Raw genomic sequence first — 20,116 nt, forward strand, 5'->3', positions numbered from 1 at the left:
CTAGCTGCTTCTGCGACCTTTGAAATCCGCTGGCCGCTTCTGCAGGAAGGCGGCAACGCCTTCCTTGTAGTCGTCGGACCAGCCGGCTTCGCGCTGCAAGCTGCGCTCGACCTCGAGCTGCGCATCGAGGTCGTTCATTGTCGCGGCCTGGATCGCCTGTTTTGTCAGCGCATAGGCGCGCGTGGGGCCTTTGGCGAAGCCTTCGGCAAGAGCCGTCGCCTCCTCCATCAGCCTGTAGTCATCCACCGCCTTCCAGATCAGCCCCCACTGCGCCGCATCCTCTGCGGAGAGCGGATGCGCCGTCAGCGCCAGCGCCTTGGCGCGTGCTTCGCCAAGATGTTTCGTCAGCCAGTAGGTGCCGCCTGCATCGGGGATGAGACCGATCTTTGAGAAGGCCTGTATGAACTTCGCCGATTTGCCCGCCAGCACGACATCGCAGGCAAGGGCGATGTTGGCGCCTGCGCCCGCAGCCACACCGTTGACGGCGCAGATGACCGGCATTTCCAGCGCCCGCAACTTGCGCACCAGTGGGTTGTAATAGGTCTCCAGCGTCATGCCGAGGTCGGGACTCTCGCCCAGGATCGTAGGATCGCGGTCGGACAGGTCCTGCCCGGCGCAGAAACCGCGCCCTGCCCCCGTCAATACGATCGCGCCACAATCCCTGTCGGCCTCGCAGGCCTCCAGCGCGGCGCGCAAAGCCAGATGCTGGGCCTCGTTGAACGCATTCAGCCGTTCGGGCCGGTTCAACGTGATGACGGCATAGCCGTCGCGGCGTTCATGAATGACGGGTGTTTCGGACAAAGGTTCCTCCCTGAATTGAGGGGAATAAGGCAGTAGGGCATTCAAGCTCTTCTCCCCTCACTGCCTTACGCCCTGTTCCCCTAATCCCCTACTCGAATACGATTGCCGGCGCTGCCGCTGCAGACGCGGCGCTTGCGGCCTTCACCTGCTCCCAGACCTTGCCGGCGATGTCGCGATAGACCGTAGCCTGTGCGCCCTGCGGGTCGGAGACGACAACCGGCGTACCAGCGTCGGAGGATTCGCGCACGTCCATCGTCAGCGGTACCTCGCCAAGGAAAGGCACGCCGAGGCGCTCGGCCTCCCGGCGCGCGCCGCCGTGGCCGAAGATGTCGTAGCGCTTACCGGTGTCAGGCGCGAGGAAATAGCTCATGTTCTCGACGATGCCGAGCAGCGGCACATCGACCTTGTGGAACATGTTCAGTCCCTTGCGGGCATCGATCAGGGCGAGGTCCTGCGGTGTCGAGACGATGACGGCGCCCGCGAGCGGCACGGCCTGCGCCATGGTGAGCTGCGCGTCGCCGGTGCCGGGCGGCATGTCGACGACGAGCACGTCGAGCGCGCCCCATTCGACCTCGCGCAGCATCTGGGTCAGCGCCGACATCACCATCGGCCCGCGCCAGATCATCGGCGTCTCCTCATCGACGAGGAATCCCATCGACATGACCTTTACGCCGTAATTCTCCATCGGTTTGAGAATCTTGCCGTCGACCGTCTGCGGCCTGCCGGAGATGCCGAGAAGCCGCGGCATCGAGGGACCGTATATGTCGGCATCGAGGATGCCGACCTTGAGCCCGTTGGCCGCGAGGCCAAGCGCGAGATTGACGGCGGTGGTCGACTTGCCGACACCGCCTTTGCCCGATGCAACCGCGATGATCGCCTCGACGCCCGGCACGCCGGCCTTGCCGCGCTGCTTCCCGGCGGGCGCAGCCTGGGCCGGCGCCGGACGCGGCGGCGCGGCCGGCCGGGGCGGTGGTGGCGGGGCCGCTGCTTCCATGCCGCCGCCCTTCTTTTCGGCCGTCAATGCCACGACGGCGCCCTCGACGCCCGGCATCGCCTTCACCGCGCGCTCGGCGGCCGCGCGCAATGGCTCCAGCGCCTGCGCACGATCGGCGGGTACGGTGACGGAAAAGAACACCTTGGAGTTGGCGATGAAGATATCGGAGACCAGCCCCAGCGAGACGATGTCGCCCTCGAAATCGGGGCCCTTGATCGTCCTCAGCGTTTCGAGGACTGCTTCCGTGGTCACGGACATGGCGTTTGCTTCCGCTTGTTTCTTTGTGCTGCCCAGATAATGCAGTTTGCATGCCTGGCCAAGGGCAGGCCCACAGTGACTGTGGCGATCCGGCGCTGACGAGACTAATGTCCGCCCATGATCGACAAGCTCGAATTCTTCATTGCGCTGGCGCGCACGCGGCATTTCGGCAAGGCAGCCGAGGAACTGGGCATCACCCAGCCGACGCTTTCGGCCGCGGTCAAGCAACTCGAGGACCAGCTTGGCGTGATGCTGGTGCAGCGCGGATCGCGCTTTCAGGGCCTGACGCCGGAAGGCGAACAGGTGCTTGCCTGGGCGCGGCGCATCACCGGCGACGCCCGCACGATGAAGGAGGAGATGCGCGCAGCCCGCCACGGCCTCTCCGGCCGCCTTCGGATCGCAGCCATTCCGACCGCGCTCGCCATGACGCCGCTTCTGACCACGCCATTCCGCAAGAAGCACCCCGGCGTCACCTTCACCATTCTGTCGCGCACCTCGATCGAGGTGCTGTCGCTGCTCGGCAATTTCGACATCGACGCCGGCATCACCTATCTCGACAACGAGCCGCTTGGCCGCGTGGTCTCGGTGCCGCTTTACGCCGAGCGCTACCAGCTCATCACGGCGGCGGGAACGCCGCTCGCCGACCGGGAACGCGTAACCTGGGCTGAAGTCGCCGAACTGCCGCTGTGCCTGCTGACCCCCGACATGCAGAACCGCCGCATCATCGACCAGCATCTGGCCGAAGCGGGCACCGGGGCGCGGCCGACGCTGGAATCCAACTCGATGATCCTGCTGTTTTCCCATATCCGCACCGGGAAATGGTCATCGATCATGCCGCTCAACCTCGCGGAAACCTTCGGCTTCTCGGAGCCTATCCGGGCCATACCGATCGTCGAACCCGACGCCCGCCACATCGTCGGCCTCGTGGCGGCCAAGCGCGAGCCGCACACGCCGCTGGTGGCGGCGCTGCTTGACGAGGCGATGACGCTGGCAGGCGATTTTGCCGAACATCTCTAATCCATGATCCCGGCACGACCCGAACGATAGACAACTTCTATCAAACGACGGGACTGCTTTATTGATATTGCCGGTTTCGTCTGTTCTCATAAAGACTTAGCGAATTCCGGCAAGGAACAGGGAGGGCGCTGCAGCGTGATGCAGTCGCAAGGTACCGAAACCGAGGCGCAGGTCGCCGCGATCATCGAGGAACTTAAGGGCCTCGAGGGGCCGCTTCTGCCCATCCTCCACGGCGTTCAGGAAGAGTTCGGCTACGTGCCCACCGAGGCGCTTCCGGTCATCGCCGAGGCGCTGAACCTCTCCAAGGCCGAGGTACACGGCGTCGTCACCTTCTATCACGACTATCGCATCCAGCCTGCCGGACGGCATGTGCTCAAGCTCTGCCAGGCGGAAGCCTGCCAGTCGATGGGTTCGGACGCGATCGCCGCGCAGGTCAAGGCCGCGCTCGCCGTCGACTTTCACCAGACGGCGGCGGATGGTTCGGTCACGCTTGAGCCGGTCTATTGCCTCGGCCTCTGCGCATGTGCGCCAGCCGCCATGCTCGACGGAGAGGTGATCGGACGGCTGGACGCAGACACGGTCGCGGAAATCACGGCGGAGGTGCGGACGTGAGCCCCGTCATCTACATCCCCGGCGATTCGGGCGCGCTGGCGCTTGGCGCGGAGAAGGTCGCGAAGGCCATCGCCGCCGAGCTTGGAGCGCGCGGCATCGAGGCGACCATCGTGCGCAACGGCTCGCGTGGCCTCTACTGGCTGGAGCCGATGGTCGAGGTGGCGACTGACGCCGGCCGCGTCGCCTATGGTCCGGTGAAGCCATCCGACGTCACCTCGTTGTTCGATGCCGGACTGATCTCGGGCGGGCAGCATCGGCTGTCGCTTGGCAATCCTGAACAGATACCGTTCCTGGCGAAGCAGACCCGGCTGACCTTCGCGCGCTGCGGCATCACCGACCCGCTTTCGCTCGACGATTACGAGGCCCATGGCGGGCTGGCCGGCCTGAGGAAGGCCGTGGCGATGGCGCCGGCCGACATCGTGCAGACGGTGACGGATTCCGGCCTGCGCGGACGCGGTGGTGCGGGTTTTCCCACCGGGATCAAGTGGAAGACCGTTCACGACACGGTTGCCGAGCGCAAATACATCGTCTGCAACGCTGACGAAGGCGACAGCGCGACCTTCGCGGACCGCATGATCATGGAGGGCGACCCCTTCGTGCTGATCGAGGGCATGGCGATTGCAGGCATCGCCACCGGCGCGACAAAGGGCTTCGTCTATATCCGTTCCGAATACCCGCACGCGATCCGCGCCATGGAGGCGGCGGTCCGCGTCGCGCGGCGCGCCGGTGTTCTGGGTCCAGCCGTTCTCGGGTCGCCCAACGCCTTCGACATCGAGATCCGTGCCGGCGCCGGGGCCTATGTCTGCGGCGAGGAAACGTCGCTACTCAATTCGCTCGAAGGCAAGCGCGGCGTGGTGCGCGCCAAGCCGCCGCTGCCGGCCATCCAGGGGCTCTTTGGAAAACCAACCGTCATCAACAATGTGATTTCGCTCGCCTCGGTGCCGATCATCCTCGACAAGGGCGGCGAATTCTACCGCGACTTCGGCATGGGCCGTTCGCGCGGCACGATCCCGATCCAGATCGCCGGCAATGTGAAGCATGGCGGCCTGTTCGAGGCCGGCTTCGGCCTCTCGCTGGGCGAGATCGTCGACGAGATCGGCGGCGGCACGGCCACCGGCCGGCCGGTCAAGGCGGTTCAGGTCGGCGGACCGCTTGGCGCCTATTTCCCCCGCGACCTGTTCGATACGCCCTTCGACTACGAAGCCTTCGCGGCCAAGGACGGGCTTATCGGCCATGCCGGCATCACCGTCTTCGACGATACGGCCGACATGCTCAAGCAGGCCCGTTTCGCGATGGAATTCTGCGCCATCGAAAGCTGCGGCAAGTGTACACCCTGCCGCATCGGTTCGACGCGCGGGGTGGAGACGCTCGACAAGATCGCTGCCGGCATCGAGCCGGAAAAGAACCGCGCACTCGTTACCGACCTCTGCAACACGATGAAGTTCGGATCGCTCTGCGCACTGGGCGGCTTCACGCCCTACCCAGTCATGAGCGCCATCAACCATTTTCCGGACGATTTCGCGCCGCAGGCGAAGCTGGAGGCCGCGGAATGAACGAGAAGGTCAAAGGCCCCGCTTCCTATTTCCCATCGATCGAAAAGACCTATGGCCAGCCGATCGACCATTGGAAGACGCTGATCCAGCAGCGGGTCGGCGCTAAACACATGGAAATCGTGAACTGGCTGAAGAGCGAGCACGGCCTCGGCCATGGTCACGCAAACGCACTCGTCGCGCACACGCTGACAGAGAACAAGGACCGCTAGGAGCATTCCCATGGGTCTCATCCACGAAATCGACTACGGCACCCCCGCTTCGAAGGCCGAAAAACAGGTTACGCTGACCGTCGACGGCTTCGAGGTCACCGTACCCGAAGGCACCTCGGTCATGCGCGCCTCGATGGAGGCGGGCATCCAGATTCCGAAGCTGTGCGCCACCGACATGGTCGACGCATTCGGTTCCTGCCGGTTGTGCCTTGTCGAGATCGAAGGCCGCAACGGCACCCCATCCTCCTGCACCACGCCGGTTGCGCCGGGCATGGTGGTGCATACCCAGACCGGCCGGCTGAAGGACATTCGGCGCGGGGTGATGGAACTCTACATCTCCGACCACCCGCTCGATTGCCTGACCTGCGCGGCCAATGGCGACTGTGAACTGCAGGACATGGCCGGCGCAGTGGGGCTGCGCGACGTGCGCTACGGCTATGAGGGCGACAACCACGTCTTCGCCAAGGATCGCACCGACGGAGCGGACAATTTCCGCTGGATGCCGAAGGACGAATCCAACCCTTATTTCACCTACGATCCGTCGAAATGCATCGTCTGCTCGCGTTGCGTGCGGGCGTGCGAGGAGGTGCAGGGCACCTTCGCGCTGACGATCGAGGGGCGCGGCTTCGAAAGCCGGGTATCGCCCGGCATGCACCAGGATTTCCTCTCGTCCGAGTGCGTATCCTGCGGCGCCTGCGTGCAGGCCTGCCCGACGGCGACACTGACCGAGAAATCGGTCATCGAGATCGGCCAGCCGGAACATTCCGTCGTCACCACCTGCGCCTATTGCGGCGTCGGCTGCTCGTTCAAGGCCGAGATGCGCGGCGATGAGCTGGTGCGCATGGTGCCCTGGAAGGACGGCAAGGCCAATCGGGGCCATAGCTGCGTCAAGGGCCGGTTCGCCTGGGGTTACGCCACCCACAAGGAGCGCATCCTCAACCCGATGGTGCGCGAAAAGATCACCGATCCCTGGCGCGAGGTGAGCTGGGAAGAAGCGTTCGCGCATATCGCCAGCGAGTTCCGCCGCATCCAGTATCAGTACGGCAGGGGCTCGATCGGCGGCATTACATCCTCGCGCTGCACCAACGAAGAGACCTATATCGTCCAAAAGCTCATCCGGCAGGGCTTCGGCAACAACAATGTCGACACCTGCGCCCGCGTCTGCCACTCGCCGACGGGCTACGGCCTCGGCCAGACCTACGGCACCTCGGCCGGCACGCAGGATTTCGATTCCGTCGAGCATTCCGACGTGATCATGGTCATCGGCGCCAATCCTTCAGCCGCGCATCCGGTCTTCGCCTCCCGTATGAAGAAGCGCATCCGTCAGGGGGCAAAGCTGATCGTGCTCGATCCGCGCGTCACCGAGACGGTGGATTCAGTGCATGCGAAGGCAACGCATCACCTTCCGCTGCGGCCCGGCACCAATGTTGCCGTCGTCACCGCGCTCGCGCATGTCATCGTCACCGAGGGCCTTTTCAACGAAGCCTTCATCCGCGAGCGCTGCGATTGGTCGGAGTTCGAGGATTATGCGTCCTTCGTCGCCGACGAAAGCAATTCCCCGGAGGTTGTCGGCAAGCTCGCAGGCGTCGATCCGGAGACCATCCGCGGGGCCGCGCGGCTCTATGCCACCGGCGGCAACGGCGCGATCTATTACGGCCTCGGCGTGACGGAGCACAGCCAGGGCTCCACCACGGTGATGGGCATCGCCAACCTCGCCATGCTGACCGGCAATATCGGCCGGCCCGGCGTTGGCGTGAACCCGCTGCGCGGCCAGAACAACGTACAGGGCTCCTGCGACATGGGCTCCTTCCCGCACGAGCTGCCGGGCTACCGCCACGTCTCCGGCGATGCGGTGCGCGACATCTACGAAGCGCTGTGGGGCGTCAAGCTCGACAACGAGCCGGGCCTGCGCATTCCGAACATGCTGGATGCCGCGGTCGAAGGTTCCTTCAAGGGCATCTACATCCAGGGTGAGGACATCCTGCAGTCCGACCCCGACACCAAGCACGTCTCTGCCGGCCTTGCCGCGATGGAATGCGTCGTCGTGCACGACCTGTTCCTCAACGAAACCGCCAACTACGCCCACGTGTTCCTGCCGGGCTCGACCTTCCTGGAGAAGGACGGGACCTTCACCAATGCCGAGCGCCGCATCAACCGCGTGCGCAAGGTGATGGCGCCGAAGAACGGCTATGCCGATTGGGAGGTGACGCAGAAGCTCGCCCAGGCCATGGGGCTCGACTGGGCCTACACCCATCCCTCGCAGATCATGGACGAGATCGCCACCACCACGCCGAGCTTCCAGAATGTCAGCTATGCGTTGCTGGACGAAAAGGGCTCGGTGCAGTGGCCCTGCAACGAGAAGGCCCCGGAAGGCACGCCGATTATGCATGTCGGCGGCTTCGTGCGCGGCAAGGGCAAGTTCATCCGCACCGAATATGTCGCGACCGACGAGAAGACGGGGCCGCGCTTCCCGCTGCTGCTCACCACCGGCCGCATCCTTTCGCAATACAATGTCGGCGCGCAGACGCGCCGCACCGAAAACGTGATCTGGCACGATCAGGACGTGCTCGAAATCCATCCGCACGACGCCGAACAGCGCGGGGTCCGCGACGGCGACTGGGTGCGGCTGACGAGCCGGGCAGGCGAGACCACGCTTCGGGCGCAGATCACCGATCGCGTGTCACCGGGCGTCGTCTACACGACGTTCCACCACCCCGACACGCAGGCCAACGTCATCACCACGGACTTCTCAGACTGGGCGACCAACTGCCCGGAATACAAGGTGACCGCGGTTCAGGTCGGCCCGTCCAACGGCCCGTCGGAATGGCAGGAGGAATACGAGGAACTGTCCCGCCAGTCCCGCCGCATCGCCGGTCGGCTGGAGGCGGCGGAGTAAGGATGCGTCCCGCGTGACTTTACCCCCACCCCGTACGCTTTGATGAGGAACCCCCTCGCCTCCACCACACGCATCGCGCGCCGAGCCGGCGGCACCAAGGCCGCGGCGCGCATGGTGCCTGAGGAAACGCCGGTCGCGCTAAGCTATGCCGGCACGACCCACGCTGTGATGATGGCGTCGCCCGCCGACCTTGAGGATTTCGCCACCGGCTTCTCGCTGACGGAGGGCATCGTCGCCTCGCCGGAGGAGATCGATGCGATCACGGTGGAAGAAGCGGGCGAAGGCATCGATATACAGATCCGCCTGAAAGACACCGCCAACCGGCAGTTCGAGGCGCGGCGTCGGCGTCTGGCTGGCCCCGTCGGTTGCGGGCTCTGCGGCATCGAATCGATCGACGAGGCGATGCGCCAGACGCGCGACGTCAGTGCGTCTTCGCTTACGCTTTTTGCGGACGACATTGTTCGAGCTGTCGGCGACCTGTCGCGCCTGCAGCCACTGCATGCGCAGACCGGCGCGGTTCATGCCGCGGGCTTCTACCTGGTAGGCAAGGGCATAGTCGCCGCGCGCGAGGATGTCGGCCGCCACAACGCGCTCGATAAGCTCGCGGGCGCACTGGCGCGCGCGGGCGTCGACGGATCGACCGGCGCGGTCGTGGTGACGTCGCGCGTCTCGGTCGAAATGGTGCAGAAGGCGGCGGCCATCGGCTCGCCCGTCATCATCGCCATTTCCGCGCCAACCGCCCTTGCGGTCCGCACCGCCGAGGACGCCGGCATGACGCTGGTTGCGCTGGTGCGCGGCGAGGAATTCGACGTTTTCACCCATCCCCATCGTCTGACAAGTGGAGTGGCCAGGCATGTCGCATGACGATACCGGGGCCAATGGCCCGCACGCGAAGCTGATCCGCATGGCGAACCAGATCGGCACCTTCTTCCTGTCCAAGCCGCACGATGAAGGCGTTGCCGGCACCGCCGAGCACATCAACAAATTCTGGGAACCGCGCATGCGGCGACACTTCTTCGAGGTCGTCGACGCCGGCGGCGAGGGACTTCTGCCCATAGTTCTCGAAGCATCGGCCTCGATCCGGCGCCCGGCCGAAGAGCGCAAGGCGGGGTAGATCCAGCCTTTCCGTGCGTCCTTCGAGGCTCGCTGCGCTCGCACCTCAGGATGAGGACTGTAGTGCATCGAGCCCGCTGTGAGTGGGGTCGATCAATCCACTTCCCTCATCCTGAGGTGTGAGCGCAGCGAGCCTCGAAGGACGCACGGATAAGGGGAGCGGCATCGACCACAAGCGATAAAAACGAAAAAGGCCGGGATTGACCCGACCCTTCCCTACATCCCGCCGTCGATGCCAGTTCATCCGTGGTCATCGGGAGGACGATTTCGTGTTGGCAGCGTTTCTAGATGCCCAATATGTCGTCCATATGACGCCGGTCTTGCGACCCTAACACCTTCCGCAATATCAGAACTGCCGGTCGGGCGTGGCCGATTGACAACCCGCTAGACCTCGAAACACTCTGCGGCCATGGACTCTCTCTACACCGCCATTCGCAATCTTCCCTGCTGGAAAGGCGACATCACGATTTCGCCGCTGCATGGGGGCCTTTCAAACGAGAACTTTCTCGTCGTCGACGATGCCGGCAAGCATGTCGTGCGGTTCGGCGATGACTATCCTTTCCACCACGTTCATCGCGAGCGTGAGAGGATGACGGCCCGCGCAGCCCATGAAGCAGGCTTTGCCCCAGCACTGGAGTTCGCGCAGCCAGGCGTGATGGTCAGCCAGTTTCTCGGCGCGAAAACCTACGGCGCTGAAGACGTGCGAGCCAATATCGGTCGGGTTGCCGACCTGATGCGTGGTTTCCATACGACTATGCCGACTCACGTGACCGGCGCGGGATTCATCTTCTGGGTGTTCCACGTCATTCGCGACTACGCGCGCACGCTGGAAGCAGGCAACAGCCGCAAGGTCGCCGACCTGCCGGGCTATCTCGCGCTTGCCGAGGAGATGGAAAAGGCTCAGCTCCCGCTGCCGATCGTCTTCGGGCATAACGACCTGCTGCCCGCAAACTTGCTCGACACCAGCGACCGGCTCTGGCTGATCGATTTCGAATATGCCGGCTTTTCGACCGCCATGTTCGACCTTGCGGGGCTGTCGTCGAACGCCGACTTCTCCACCGAGGAATCCGAGGCGCTGCTGGAGGCCTATTTCGACGCACCACCCTCGCCGGAACTGAAGCGCTCGCTCGCCGCCATGCAATGCGCCTCGCTGCTGCGCGAGGCGATGTGGAGCATGGTATCCGAACTTCACCTGGATACGCCGGGCGTCGATTTCGTCGCCTACAGCGAAGAAAACCTCGAGCGCCTTGCCGCCGCGCTGGACACCTATCGCTCGACCTACGGAAAGCCCTGACATGAGCCTGCCATCACACGCCCAGATCGTCGTCATCGGCGGCGGTATCATCGGCTGCTCCACCGCCTATCACCTGGCTCGCGACCACAAGGCCGATGTGGTGCTGCTGGAGCAGGGCAAGCTCACCTCGGGTTCGACCTGGCATGCGGCCGGCCTCGTCGGGCAACTGCGTTCGTCAGCCTCGATCACGCGGGTGCTGAAATATTCGGTCGACCTCTACAAAGGTCTGGAGGCTGAGACGGGCCTTGCCACAGGCTGGAAGATGACGGGGGCTGCCTGCGCCTTGCCACCAATCAGGACCGCTGGACGGAGTTCCGCCGGCTTGCGACGACGGCCAGGAGCTTCGGCATGGATATGCACCTCGTCTCGCCGGACGAGGTCAAGCGCATGTGGCCGCTGATGGACACCAGCGACCTCGTCGGCGCGTCATGGCTGCCGACCGATGGCCAGGCGAGCCCGTCCGACATTACCCAATCGCTTGCTAAGGGCGCGCGCATGCACGGCGCGAAACTGTTCGAGGACGTGCGCGTCACCGGTTTCGAGATGGACGGCAAGCGCATCGTGAAGGTGAAGACGACGCAGGGCGACATCGGCTGCGAAAAGGTGATCAACTGCGCAGGACAATGGGCCCGGCAGGTGGGTGCGATGGCCGGCATCAACGTGCCCCTGCAGCCGGTGAAGCACCAGTACATCATCACCGAGGCGATCGACGGGCTTTCGGCCGACGCGCCGACGATCCGCGACCCGGACCGTCGCACCTATTTCAAGGAGGAGGTCGGCGGGTTGGTGATGGGCGGCTACGAGCCCGACTCGCAGGCATGGGAAACGAACCTCCCTGGCGGGGACGTGCCGGACGACTGGGAGTTCCGGCTGTTCGACGACGATTTCGACCATTTCGAGCAGCATATGATACAGGCGATCGCGCGCGTTCCCGCACTCGAAACCGTCGGCGTCAAGCAGATGATCAACGGCCCGGAGAGTTTCACGCCCGACGGCAACTTCATCCTCGGCACCGCACCCGAATGCGCCAACATGTTCGTCGGGGCGGGTTTCAACGCCTTCGGCATCGCGTCCGGCGGCGGCGCGGGCTGGGTTCTGGCGCAGTGGGCGATTGACGGCGAAGCGCCGCTCGACCTGTGGACGGTCGACATCCGCCGCTTCTCCGGCCTGCACAAGGATCGCGACTGGGTCTGCGCGCGCACGCTGGAAGCCTATGGCAAGCATTACACCGTCGCCTTCCCTCACGAGGAATATGAAAGCGGCCGCCCCCGCATCGTGTCGCCGCTCTACGAGCGCCTGACGACGCATGGCGCGGTCTTCGGTTCCAAGCTCGGCTGGGAACGACCCAACTGGTTCTCGACAAAACCCGGCGCGCGTGACGAATACTCGATGGCCCGGCAGAACTGGTTCGACGCCGTTGGCGAAGAGCATCGCCACGTGCGCGAGAAGGTCGGTATCTTCGACCAATCGTCCTTCGCCAAATACGAACTGACCGGCGCCGACGCGCAAAAGGCGCTCGACTGGATCTGTGCCAACGACGTGTCGAAGCCGGCGGGGCGCCTCACCTATACGCAGTTGCTCAACACCCGCGGCGGCATCGAGGCGGACCTGACGGTGGCGCGGCTTGCCGAAGACCGGTTCTACATCGTCACCGGCACCGGCTTCCGTACCCACGATTTCGGCTGGATCGAGGACCACATCGAGGCGGGCCGCCACGCCAAGCTGCTGGACGTGACCGAAGATTTCGGAACGCTGTCGCTGATGGGACCGGAGGCACGCAACGTGCTTGCGGCGATCACGGATGCCGACGTCTCCAACGCAGGCTTTCCGTTTGGCCATGTCCGCGAGATCGCGATCGCCGGCCACACCGTTCGCGCACTGCGAGTCACCTATGTCGGCGAGCTCGGCTGGGAGCTTCATGTTCCCATTGCCGCCACCGGCGAGGTTTTCGACGCGCTTGTGGAGGCAGGCAAGCCGTTCGAGATAAAGCCGGTCGGCTACCGCGCGCTGGAATCGCTGCGGCTGGAGAAAGGCTACCGCGCCTGGGGTTCCGACATCACTCCCAACGACTCGCCGTTCGAGGCGGGGCTCGGGTGGGCGGTGAAGCTGAAGAAGGACATCGATTTCCTCGGCCGCAAGGCCACCGAAGAGGTGGCTGCGAAGCCTCTCGGCAAGCGGTTGGCCTGCTTCACGGTGGACGATCCCGACGTCGTGCTGCTGGGGCGCGAAACTATCCTGCGCGACGGAGAGCCGGTCGGCTACCTGACCTCCGGTGGCCACGGCTACACGGTCGGCAAGGGCATCGGTTACGGCTATGTCCGCAAGGCGGAAGGTGTTTCCGAAGACTTCCTCCGGTCAGGCCGCTACGAGCTGGTCGTGGCCATGGAAAACGTGCCGACCGAGATTCATCTCGAACCGCTCTACGATCCGTCTGCCAGCCGCGTGAAGGCGTGAGCTAGTTCGACGGCGGCACCGGAACCGGAACCGGTCTATAAACCACCATCGGCCGGCTGAATTCGAACGAAGCCATGTTGGCGCGGCGCTCGGCGCGCCTGTCGAGCTCGATGCGCTGCAAGCACTCGGCGAATGCCTCGCTGCCGTTGCGGAATCCGTATTCGCCGCATGTCTCCTCATCCGCCGCGCGGCGCTCCTCAGGTGTCATCGTGGTGCAGCCTGCCAGCACGGCCAAGGCAATCAGGGTCGGAACGATCGGCTTCATGGTGTCCTCGCGACATCCGGGATGATGCAACAAAATTGAGCGCGACAGTCCACTTTGGCAAGGGGCGGCTCAACAGATTCCTGCCACGCCGCCGCAGCCTGATCAGTTAGCCTGTTACAACTACAGGCTCTGGCCCCGCCATGGCCGGCTCTCTGGCGGCCAGTTCGACGGCCTTGGGCACCGACAGCCACAACGCGATGGCGAAACCTGCAATGCCGCCGCCGAGCTTGCCGAGTATCAGCGGCAGGATCGTGGCGGGCTGGAAATTGGCCGAGAATGCCAGATGGTCGCCGAACATGAACGCCGCGCATACGGCAAAGGCAATCGCCAGCACCTTGTCCCGGGGACGCATGGAGCCGACCAGCCGGTACATCGCCAGGATATTCGCGCAGGCCGCCAGCAGTCCCGCCGCACCTTGCGCCTCAACACCAATGCGCTTGCCAAGCGCCTCCATCGGCGTCGCAAGATATTTGGTCAGCAGGTAAACCATCGGGAAGGCGCCCGCGAGCATGATGCCGATATAGCCGGCGATCTCCAGCGCACGAAACTGGTCGGCCTCGTCGGCGATGATCGGGTCGAAGCCCCAGCCCCCAAACACGTTGGTGAAGAAGCCGGTGAAATATTCGACGATGGAGAAGACCAGCACCAGCGTGATCCCGGCATACATGATGCGGCCGAACCAGAGGAACCCGGCGATCATCGCATCGGGCGCGAAGCGCAGGCCGAGCGCGATCGCCACGCAGAACACGATCAGCGGCAGCAGGTTGGCGAAGATCGCGCCGAAGGTGAGGCCGATGGCGTGCATGGTTTCGGGGTCGGCGGTCGCAACGACCGGGCGCACCTCGAGCCCTGAAACCGCAAGCAGCGCGCAGGTGATAAAAACGCCGATGGGCACGCTGAGGATGCCCGACATGATGCCAAGCGCCATGTATTTGTGATCGCGTTTCTCCAGCATCGCCAGTCCGACGGGAATGGAGAAGATGATGGTGGCGCCAGCCATGTAGCCGACCACCGCCGCCATGATCCAGCCGTCGCGCGTTTGCGCCAGCGCGTCGGCGAGCTGGTAGCCGCCCATGTCAACGGCGATGATGGTGGTTGCGGCGATTGCCGGATCGGCGCCGATCGCGGAAAACAGCGGCCCCACCAGCACGCGCACGAACTCCGACAGATACGGGATAGCCGCCATGATGCCGGCCACCGGAATGAAGATCGGGCCTATCGCATAGATGCCTTCGCGGAACTCCTTGCCCAGCCCCTCTTCCGCATTCCTGATCGAGGCAATCGCGCCGGCGACGGCGCATGCCATGATGATGTAGATGACGATCGTTCCGATGGCAGCCATGTGTCCTCCTCCCCCTGCCCGCGACTCTCGCAGGCGGGCGAATGATGCCGCAGGGGAAGCCCGATGGGAAGCGGCGCGGAAATGCGGCCCTGACCGGAAACGTCCGCCCCGATCGATCTACCGGCTACGGGGCGTTTCGTGACGGCGATGAATGCTCGCTGGCCGGCCGGGCAGTGCCAGGGCCATGTGGCGCCTCTCGCGTTCGGCGACCACCTTGCCCTTGGCGACGACCCAAAGCCGGTCGGCGCGCAGGCGGATCGCTTCCACCGGGTTGCCGGCGTCGAGCACGACGAGGCTCGCCTTGTTGCCGATCGCGAGGCCGTAACCATCGAGGCCCATGATGCCGGCGCTTTCCGTCGTCACCATGTCGAAGCAGCGGCGCATCTCGTCGGGATGCGACATCTGGGCGACGTGCAAGCCCATGAAGGCGACGTCGAGCATGTCGGCGGTGCCGAGCGAATACCAGGGGTCGAGAACGCAATCCTGTCCGAAGCCGACGCGGATGCCATGCGCCAGCATTTCCTTCACACGCGTGAGGCCCCGCCGCTTGGGGAAGGTGTCATGCCGGCCCTGCAGCATGATGTTGATGAGCGGGTTGGGAATGGCGGCGACCTGTGCCTCCGCGATCAGCGGCAGCAGCTTCGAGACATAATAATTGTCCATCGAGTGCATGGAAGTCAGGTGCGAACCCGCCACCCTGCCATGCAGGCCGAGGCGCTGGGTCTCGTAAGCGAGCTGCTCGATGTGGCGGGACAGCGGGTCATCGGTCTCGTCGCAGTGCATGTCGACCATCAGACCGCGCTCGGCGGCCATCTCGCACAGCTCCGTCACCGAGCGGCGGCCATCGTCCATGGTGCGCTCGAAATGCGGGATGCCGCCGACGACATCGACGCCCAAGTCCAGCGCGCGGACGGTGTTGGTCTTCGCGGTCGGATCGCGGAAATAGCCATCCTGCGGGAACGCGACAAGTTGCAGGTCGATATAGGGCGCGACCTCGCGCCTGACTTCCAGCAAGGCCTCGACGGCAAGCAGCCTGTCGTCGCAGACATCGACGTGGGTGCGGATCGCAAGCAGCCCCATGGAGACGGCCCAGTCGCAATAGGCAAGCGCGCGCGCTTTCACCGCTTCATGCGTCAGCAGCGGCTTCAGCTCGCCCCAGAGCGCGATGCCCTCAAGCAGCGTGCCCGACGCGTTGATGCGCGGGATGCGTAGGAGAGAGCGTCGCATCCATGTGGAAATGCGGGTCGACGAAGGGTGGCGAGACGAGGCAGCCGGATGCGTCCACCATGCGGCCTGCCTCAGCCTCGATGCGCGGTTCGATTGCCGCGATCCGATCTCCGGAAATGGCTATGTCGGCAGACTCGCCGGATGGCAGGGTGCCGCCCTTCACGATCAGGTCGAAACTCATCTCTCGCCTTTCTGGTAGGGGATCATCAGCGCCTTCGGGTAGGCCGCGCGCCGCGACATGACGACGAGGGCAAGGATCGACAGCACGAACGGCATCATCAGGAAGAGCTGGTAGGGCACGACACCGCCGGTGAGCTGCTGGAGCCGTACCTGATAGGCGTCGAAGGCCGCGAACAGGATCGCACCCAGCAGCGCCTTGCCGGGCCGCCACGAGCCGAACACGACAAGGGCAATGCAGATCCAGCCGCGCCCGTTGATCATCTCGAAGAAGAACGAGTTAAAGGCCGACATCGTCAGAAACGCGCCGCCGATCGCCATGAGCGCGCTGCCCACCATCACCGCGCCCATACGCACCGCATTGACGCTGATGCCCTGCGCCTCGACGGCGGACGGATTCTCGCCCGCGGCGCGCACGGCGAGCCCCAGCGGCGTGCGATAGAGCACCCAGGCGACCACCGCGACGGTTGCGAAGGCCAGGTAGGTCAGCGGCGTCTGGTTGAAAAGCGCTGGCCCCACGACGGGAATGTCGGAAAGCAACGGCACCGGCAGTGGCTGGAAAGGCTCGATGCGCGGCGGCGACGTCACTTCCGGCAGCACGATCCGGTAGGTGAAATAAGTGAGGCTGGTGGCGAGCAGCGTGATGCCGATGCCGACGACATGCTGCGACAGGCCCAGCGGTACGGTCAGCGTCGCGTGAAGCAGGCCGAAGGCAGCGCCCGCAAGTGCCGCGACCGCCACGCCGAACCACAAATCGCCCCCATATACACCGTGAGCCAGCCGGCGAAGGCGCCGACGACCATGATGATGCCCTCGATACCGAGATTGAGTACGCCGGCCCGTTCGCAAATCAGCTCCCCCATGGTGGCGAAGATCAGCGGTGAGGCAATGCGGATCGCGGCGACCCAGAAAGACGCGGTGAAAAGGATCTCGAAGGCTTCGATCACGGGGCGTCTCCGTTGTGGATAGGCCCGCGCTCCTTCGCGCCCCCTCTGTCCTGCCGGACATCTCCCCCACAAGGGGGAGATCGGCAGCTTCACGCCCATCGCTCCTTCTGCAATTCCGGCGATTGGCGAAAACCGAACGGTCGGCCGCTCTCCCCACCCGTGGGGGAGATGTCCGGCAGGACAGAGGGGGCAACGTAGAGCGCCAACATTCGCCTCATCTCCACCTCACCCGGAACCGCGTCAGCATGATCGCGACGACCATGGTCAGCAGCGCGGTCGCAACCATCACCTCGGCGATGTAGGACGGCACGCCGGCCGTACGGCTCATGGCGTCGGCGCCGACGAAGATGCCTGCGACGAAGATCGCCGCCAGCACCACGCCGAGCGGATTGAGCATGGCGAGCATGGCAACGACGATGCCCGTGTAGCCGAAGCCCGGCGACAGATCGAGCGTCAGGTTACCCTTGAGGCCGGCGACCTCGGAAAAACCGGCGAGAGCCGCCAGCCCACCGGACAGAAGCGCGGTCTTCATCAGCACCCCGTTGACGGGGATGCCGGCAAAACGCGCGGCCTCGGCGTTCTGCCCAACGGCGCGCATCTCATAGCCGAGCGTCGTCTTCTTCATGACGACCCAGACGGCGACGGCGGCAAGAACGGCGATCAGGAAGCCGGCATGGAGCCGCCAGCCCTGAACCAGACGCGGCAGCCGAGCCTCCGCGACGACCCTCTGGGACTGCGGCCAGCCGAGACCCATCGGGTCCTTCAGCACGCCTTCGAGCAGCATGGAGACAAACAGCAACATGATGAAGTTGAGCAGCAGCGTTGTCACCACCTCGTCGACGCCGAAGCGGGTCTTGAGTATCGCCGGTCCAAGCAGCAGCAGCCCGCCGGCAGCCACGGAGACGATCATCAGAAGCGGGAGAAGCACGAGCGCGGGAAGCGGCAGCGCGCCAGTTCCCAAGACCACGGTGATGACGGCGCCCGCATAGAGCTGCGCTTCAGCACCTATGTTCCAGAGCTTGGCTCGAAAGGCGACGGCAACGGCAAGGCCGGTAAAGATCAGCGGCGTCGCCCGCGTCAGTGTCTCGACGAGCGCGAAGGGCGAGCCCGCCGCCCCCTTGACCACGAGGCCGAACACCGAGAACGGCGATGCGCCGGCGGCCAGCACCAGCAGCGACGACAAAACGAACGTCACGACAACGGCGCCGAGCGGAAACAGCAACGTGACGGCGAGCGTCGGCGCAGGCTTGGCTTCAAGCCGCATGATGCGCCGCCTCCGCTCCGTGGCCAGCCATCAGTTCGCCAAGCTCGCTTATGGAGCGTTCGCCGCGTTGCGAGGGGGCTGAAATGCTGCCGCGAAACATCACCCTCACCTCGTCGGACAGGGCCATGATCTCATCGAGGTCCTCCGAGATCAGCAGGATCGCAGCACCCCTCGCCCGCGCTTCCAGCAACCTCCCATGCACGTAGGCGATAGCACCTACATCGAGGCCCCGCGTCGGCTGGTTGGCAAGGATGATTTTCGGCTCGGGGTCCAACGCACGGCCCAGGATAAGCTTCTGGATATTGCCTCCCGACAGCAGGCGGATACGCGTGTCGGGTGACGGGCATTTCACGTCGTAGTCGCGGATGAGAGCCTCGGCGAAGCCGCGCGCCGATTTCCAGTCGACAAGGCCGCGACTGCTGAAACGCTCGGAGCGGTAGCGTTCGGAGATGACGTTTTCGGTCACACTCATATCGGCGATCGTTCCGACGGCGTGACGGTCCTCGGGAATGCGCGCGACGCCTTTTGCAAGTGCTGTACGCGGCGACCAGTTTGTGATCGCTTCTGCATCGATCATCATGACGCCATCTGCCGGAACGGCTGTGCCGGCGAGAAGTGCGGCAAGCGCTGCCTGTCCGTTGCCGGACACACCGGCGAGCCCGGTGATGACGCCCTCGTGCAGCGCGAACGACACGCCATCCAGCCGGCTGCCGCCGCCCAGCGGCGCTGTGGAGACATTGTCGAGCGTTAGCAACGCCCGGCCCCGGGATACCGGCGCAACGGCCGGCGCCTGGACCTCCTCTCCGACCATCAGCGCGGCCAATTCCTGCCGAGTCGTGTCGCGCGTGGTCCGTTCCCCGGCGATGCGCCCGGCGCGCAGAACCAGCACCCGGTCGCTGACGGCCATAACCTCGTGGAGCTTGTGCGAGATGAAGATAATCGAAAGCCCCTTGGCGACAAGCATCTTCAGCGTCGCGAAAAGGGCGTCGGTCTCGCCCGGCGTCAGCACCGCCGTCGGTTCGTCGAGGATCAGTATCCGGGCGTCGCGATAGAGCGCCTTGAGGATCTCGACGCGCTGGCGTTCGCCAACAGACAATGCCGCGACCTGCCTGTCAGGCTCGACCGCGAGGCCGAAATCGCGCGAGAGCTCGCGGATGCGCGCCCGGGCCTGCGCACGATCCAGCCGCAACGACCACGGGCTCTGCGTTCCCAGCACGATGTTTTCGAGCACGCTCATATTGTCGGCCAGCGTGAAATGCTGGTGCACCATCCCGATGCCGGCAGCCAGTGCCGCACGCGGGTCACCGGGCGGCAATGCCTCGCCGAACACCTCCACCGTACCCTCATCGGCGACATAGTGGCCGAAGAGGATGTTCATGAGAGTCGTCTTGCCCGCGCCGTTCTCACCAAGCAAGGCCACCACCTCGCCCTGCCCAAGCTCGAGCGAGATCGCATCGTTGGCGACGAGCGACCCGAAGCGCTTGGTGATCCCGGAAATGCGGAGGGCGGGTGCGGTCATGAAGCCAAACCAAGAGAGTCCAACTGCCGGTTATCGACGAGGTGCGTCCTTCGAGGCTCGCTGCGCTCGCACCTCAGGATGAGGTGCGTCGTGCATTAGCATCCCTCATCCTGAGGTGCGAGCGCAGCGAGCCTCGAAGGACGCACCATGACACCGGTCAGCATCGCCAAGCGG

General features: G+C 64.8%; 14 protein-coding genes and 3 pseudogenes. 9 read left to right on the plus strand and 8 right to left on the minus strand.

Going from position 1 to position 20,116, the window contains the following annotated elements:
• Together paaG and HK436_RS03245 are read right to left on the minus strand one after the other, a co-directional pair.
• Positions 1-801, minus strand: coding sequence for a 2-(1,2-epoxy-1,2-dihydrophenyl)acetyl-CoA isomerase PaaG (gene paaG, locus HK436_RS03240; protein ID WP_173187303.1), 801 nt, complete (start codon positions 799-801; stop codon positions 1-3).
• A gap of 88 nt (positions 802-889) precedes the next feature.
• Positions 890-2,053, minus strand: coding sequence for an Mrp/NBP35 family ATP-binding protein (locus tag HK436_RS03245; protein ID WP_173187305.1), 1,164 nt, complete (start codon positions 2,051-2,053; stop codon positions 890-892).
• 117 nt (positions 2,054-2,170) lie between these two features.
• On the opposite strand from HK436_RS03245, the gene HK436_RS03250 reads away from it, so the two are divergent.
• The 9 genes and pseudogenes from HK436_RS03250 to HK436_RS03290 all read left to right on the plus strand — a co-directional run bounded on the left by HK436_RS03250 (position 2,171) and on the right by HK436_RS03290 (position 13,201).
• On the plus strand, positions 2,171-3,070 hold the full coding sequence (locus tag HK436_RS03250; RefSeq protein WP_173187307.1) for a LysR family transcriptional regulator: 900 nt from the start codon (positions 2,171-2,173) through the stop codon (positions 3,068-3,070).
• A gap of 138 nt (positions 3,071-3,208) precedes the next feature.
• Complete coding sequence (locus HK436_RS03255) at positions 3,209-3,682, plus strand: formate dehydrogenase subunit gamma (RefSeq protein WP_173189895.1); 474 nt, start codon at positions 3,209-3,211, stop codon at positions 3,680-3,682.
• Positions 3,679-5,235, plus strand: coding sequence for a formate dehydrogenase beta subunit (locus HK436_RS03260; RefSeq protein ID WP_173187309.1), 1,557 nt, complete (start codon positions 3,679-3,681; stop codon positions 5,233-5,235). Before HK436_RS03255 ends, HK436_RS03260 begins: the two co-directional genes overlap by 4 nt.
• Complete coding sequence (locus HK436_RS03265; RefSeq protein ID WP_173187311.1) at positions 5,232-5,444, plus strand: DUF4287 domain-containing protein; 213 nt, start codon at positions 5,232-5,234, stop codon at positions 5,442-5,444. Before HK436_RS03260 ends, HK436_RS03265 begins: the two co-directional genes overlap by 4 nt.
• Positions 5,445-5,454: 10 nt before the next feature.
• On the plus strand, positions 5,455-8,340 hold the full coding sequence (fdhF, locus tag HK436_RS03270) for a formate dehydrogenase subunit alpha (protein ID WP_173187313.1): 2,886 nt from the start codon (positions 5,455-5,457) through the stop codon (positions 8,338-8,340).
• A gap of 42 nt (positions 8,341-8,382) precedes the next feature.
• Positions 8,383-9,204 carry a formate dehydrogenase accessory sulfurtransferase FdhD gene (gene fdhD, locus HK436_RS03275; protein WP_173187315.1) on the plus strand — a complete coding sequence of 274 codons (822 nt, stop codon included), beginning with the start codon at positions 8,383-8,385 and terminating at the stop codon, positions 9,202-9,204.
• Positions 9,194-9,454 carry a formate dehydrogenase subunit delta gene (locus tag HK436_RS03280; protein ID WP_173187317.1) on the plus strand — a complete coding sequence of 87 codons (261 nt, stop codon included), beginning with the start codon at positions 9,194-9,196 and terminating at the stop codon, positions 9,452-9,454. Before fdhD ends, HK436_RS03280 begins: the two co-directional genes overlap by 11 nt.
• 408 nt (positions 9,455-9,862) lie before the next feature.
• A complete protein-coding gene (locus HK436_RS03285) occupies positions 9,863-10,747 on the plus strand; it encodes a phosphotransferase family protein (protein ID WP_173187319.1) in 885 nt (294 codons plus the stop codon).
• A 1-nt stretch (position 10,748) separates the two neighbouring features.
• A pseudogene (locus HK436_RS03290) lies at positions 10,749-13,201 on the plus strand (GcvT family protein).
• Between the two features lies 1 nt (position 13,202).
• Here HK436_RS03290 and HK436_RS03295 read toward each other — a convergent pair.
• From HK436_RS03295 to HK436_RS03320, 6 genes and pseudogenes are all read right to left on the minus strand, one after another.
• Positions 13,203-13,466, minus strand: a complete 264-nt coding sequence (locus HK436_RS03295) for a hypothetical protein (RefSeq protein ID WP_173187321.1) — start codon at positions 13,464-13,466, stop codon at positions 13,203-13,205.
• Between the two features lie 106 nt (positions 13,467-13,572).
• Positions 13,573-14,808: an ethanolamine utilization protein EutH gene (gene eutH, locus HK436_RS03300; RefSeq protein WP_173187323.1), complete on the minus strand. Its 1,236-nt coding sequence runs from the start codon at positions 14,806-14,808 to the stop codon at positions 13,573-13,575.
• 117 nt (positions 14,809-14,925) lie between these two features.
• Positions 14,926-16,216, minus strand: a pseudogene (locus tag HK436_RS03305) (amidohydrolase family protein).
• Positions 16,213-17,159, minus strand: a pseudogene (locus HK436_RS03310) (ABC transporter permease). The pseudogenes HK436_RS03305 and HK436_RS03310 overlap by 4 nt, the downstream one beginning before the upstream one ends.
• A 214-nt stretch (positions 17,160-17,373) precedes the next feature.
• Positions 17,374-18,423, minus strand: coding sequence for an ABC transporter permease (locus HK436_RS03315; protein ID WP_173187325.1), 1,050 nt, complete (start codon positions 18,421-18,423; stop codon positions 17,374-17,376).
• A complete protein-coding gene (locus tag HK436_RS03320) occupies positions 18,413-19,942 on the minus strand; it encodes an ABC transporter ATP-binding protein (protein WP_173187327.1) in 1,530 nt (509 codons plus the stop codon). The genes HK436_RS03315 and HK436_RS03320 overlap by 11 nt, the downstream gene beginning before the upstream one ends.
• Positions 19,943-20,116 lie beyond the last annotated feature (174 nt).

It is taken from the genome of Neoaquamicrobium sediminum (genome assembly GCF_013240295.1).
GTDB classification, from domain to species: domain Bacteria; phylum Pseudomonadota; class Alphaproteobacteria; order Rhizobiales; family Rhizobiaceae; genus Aerobium; species Aerobium sediminum.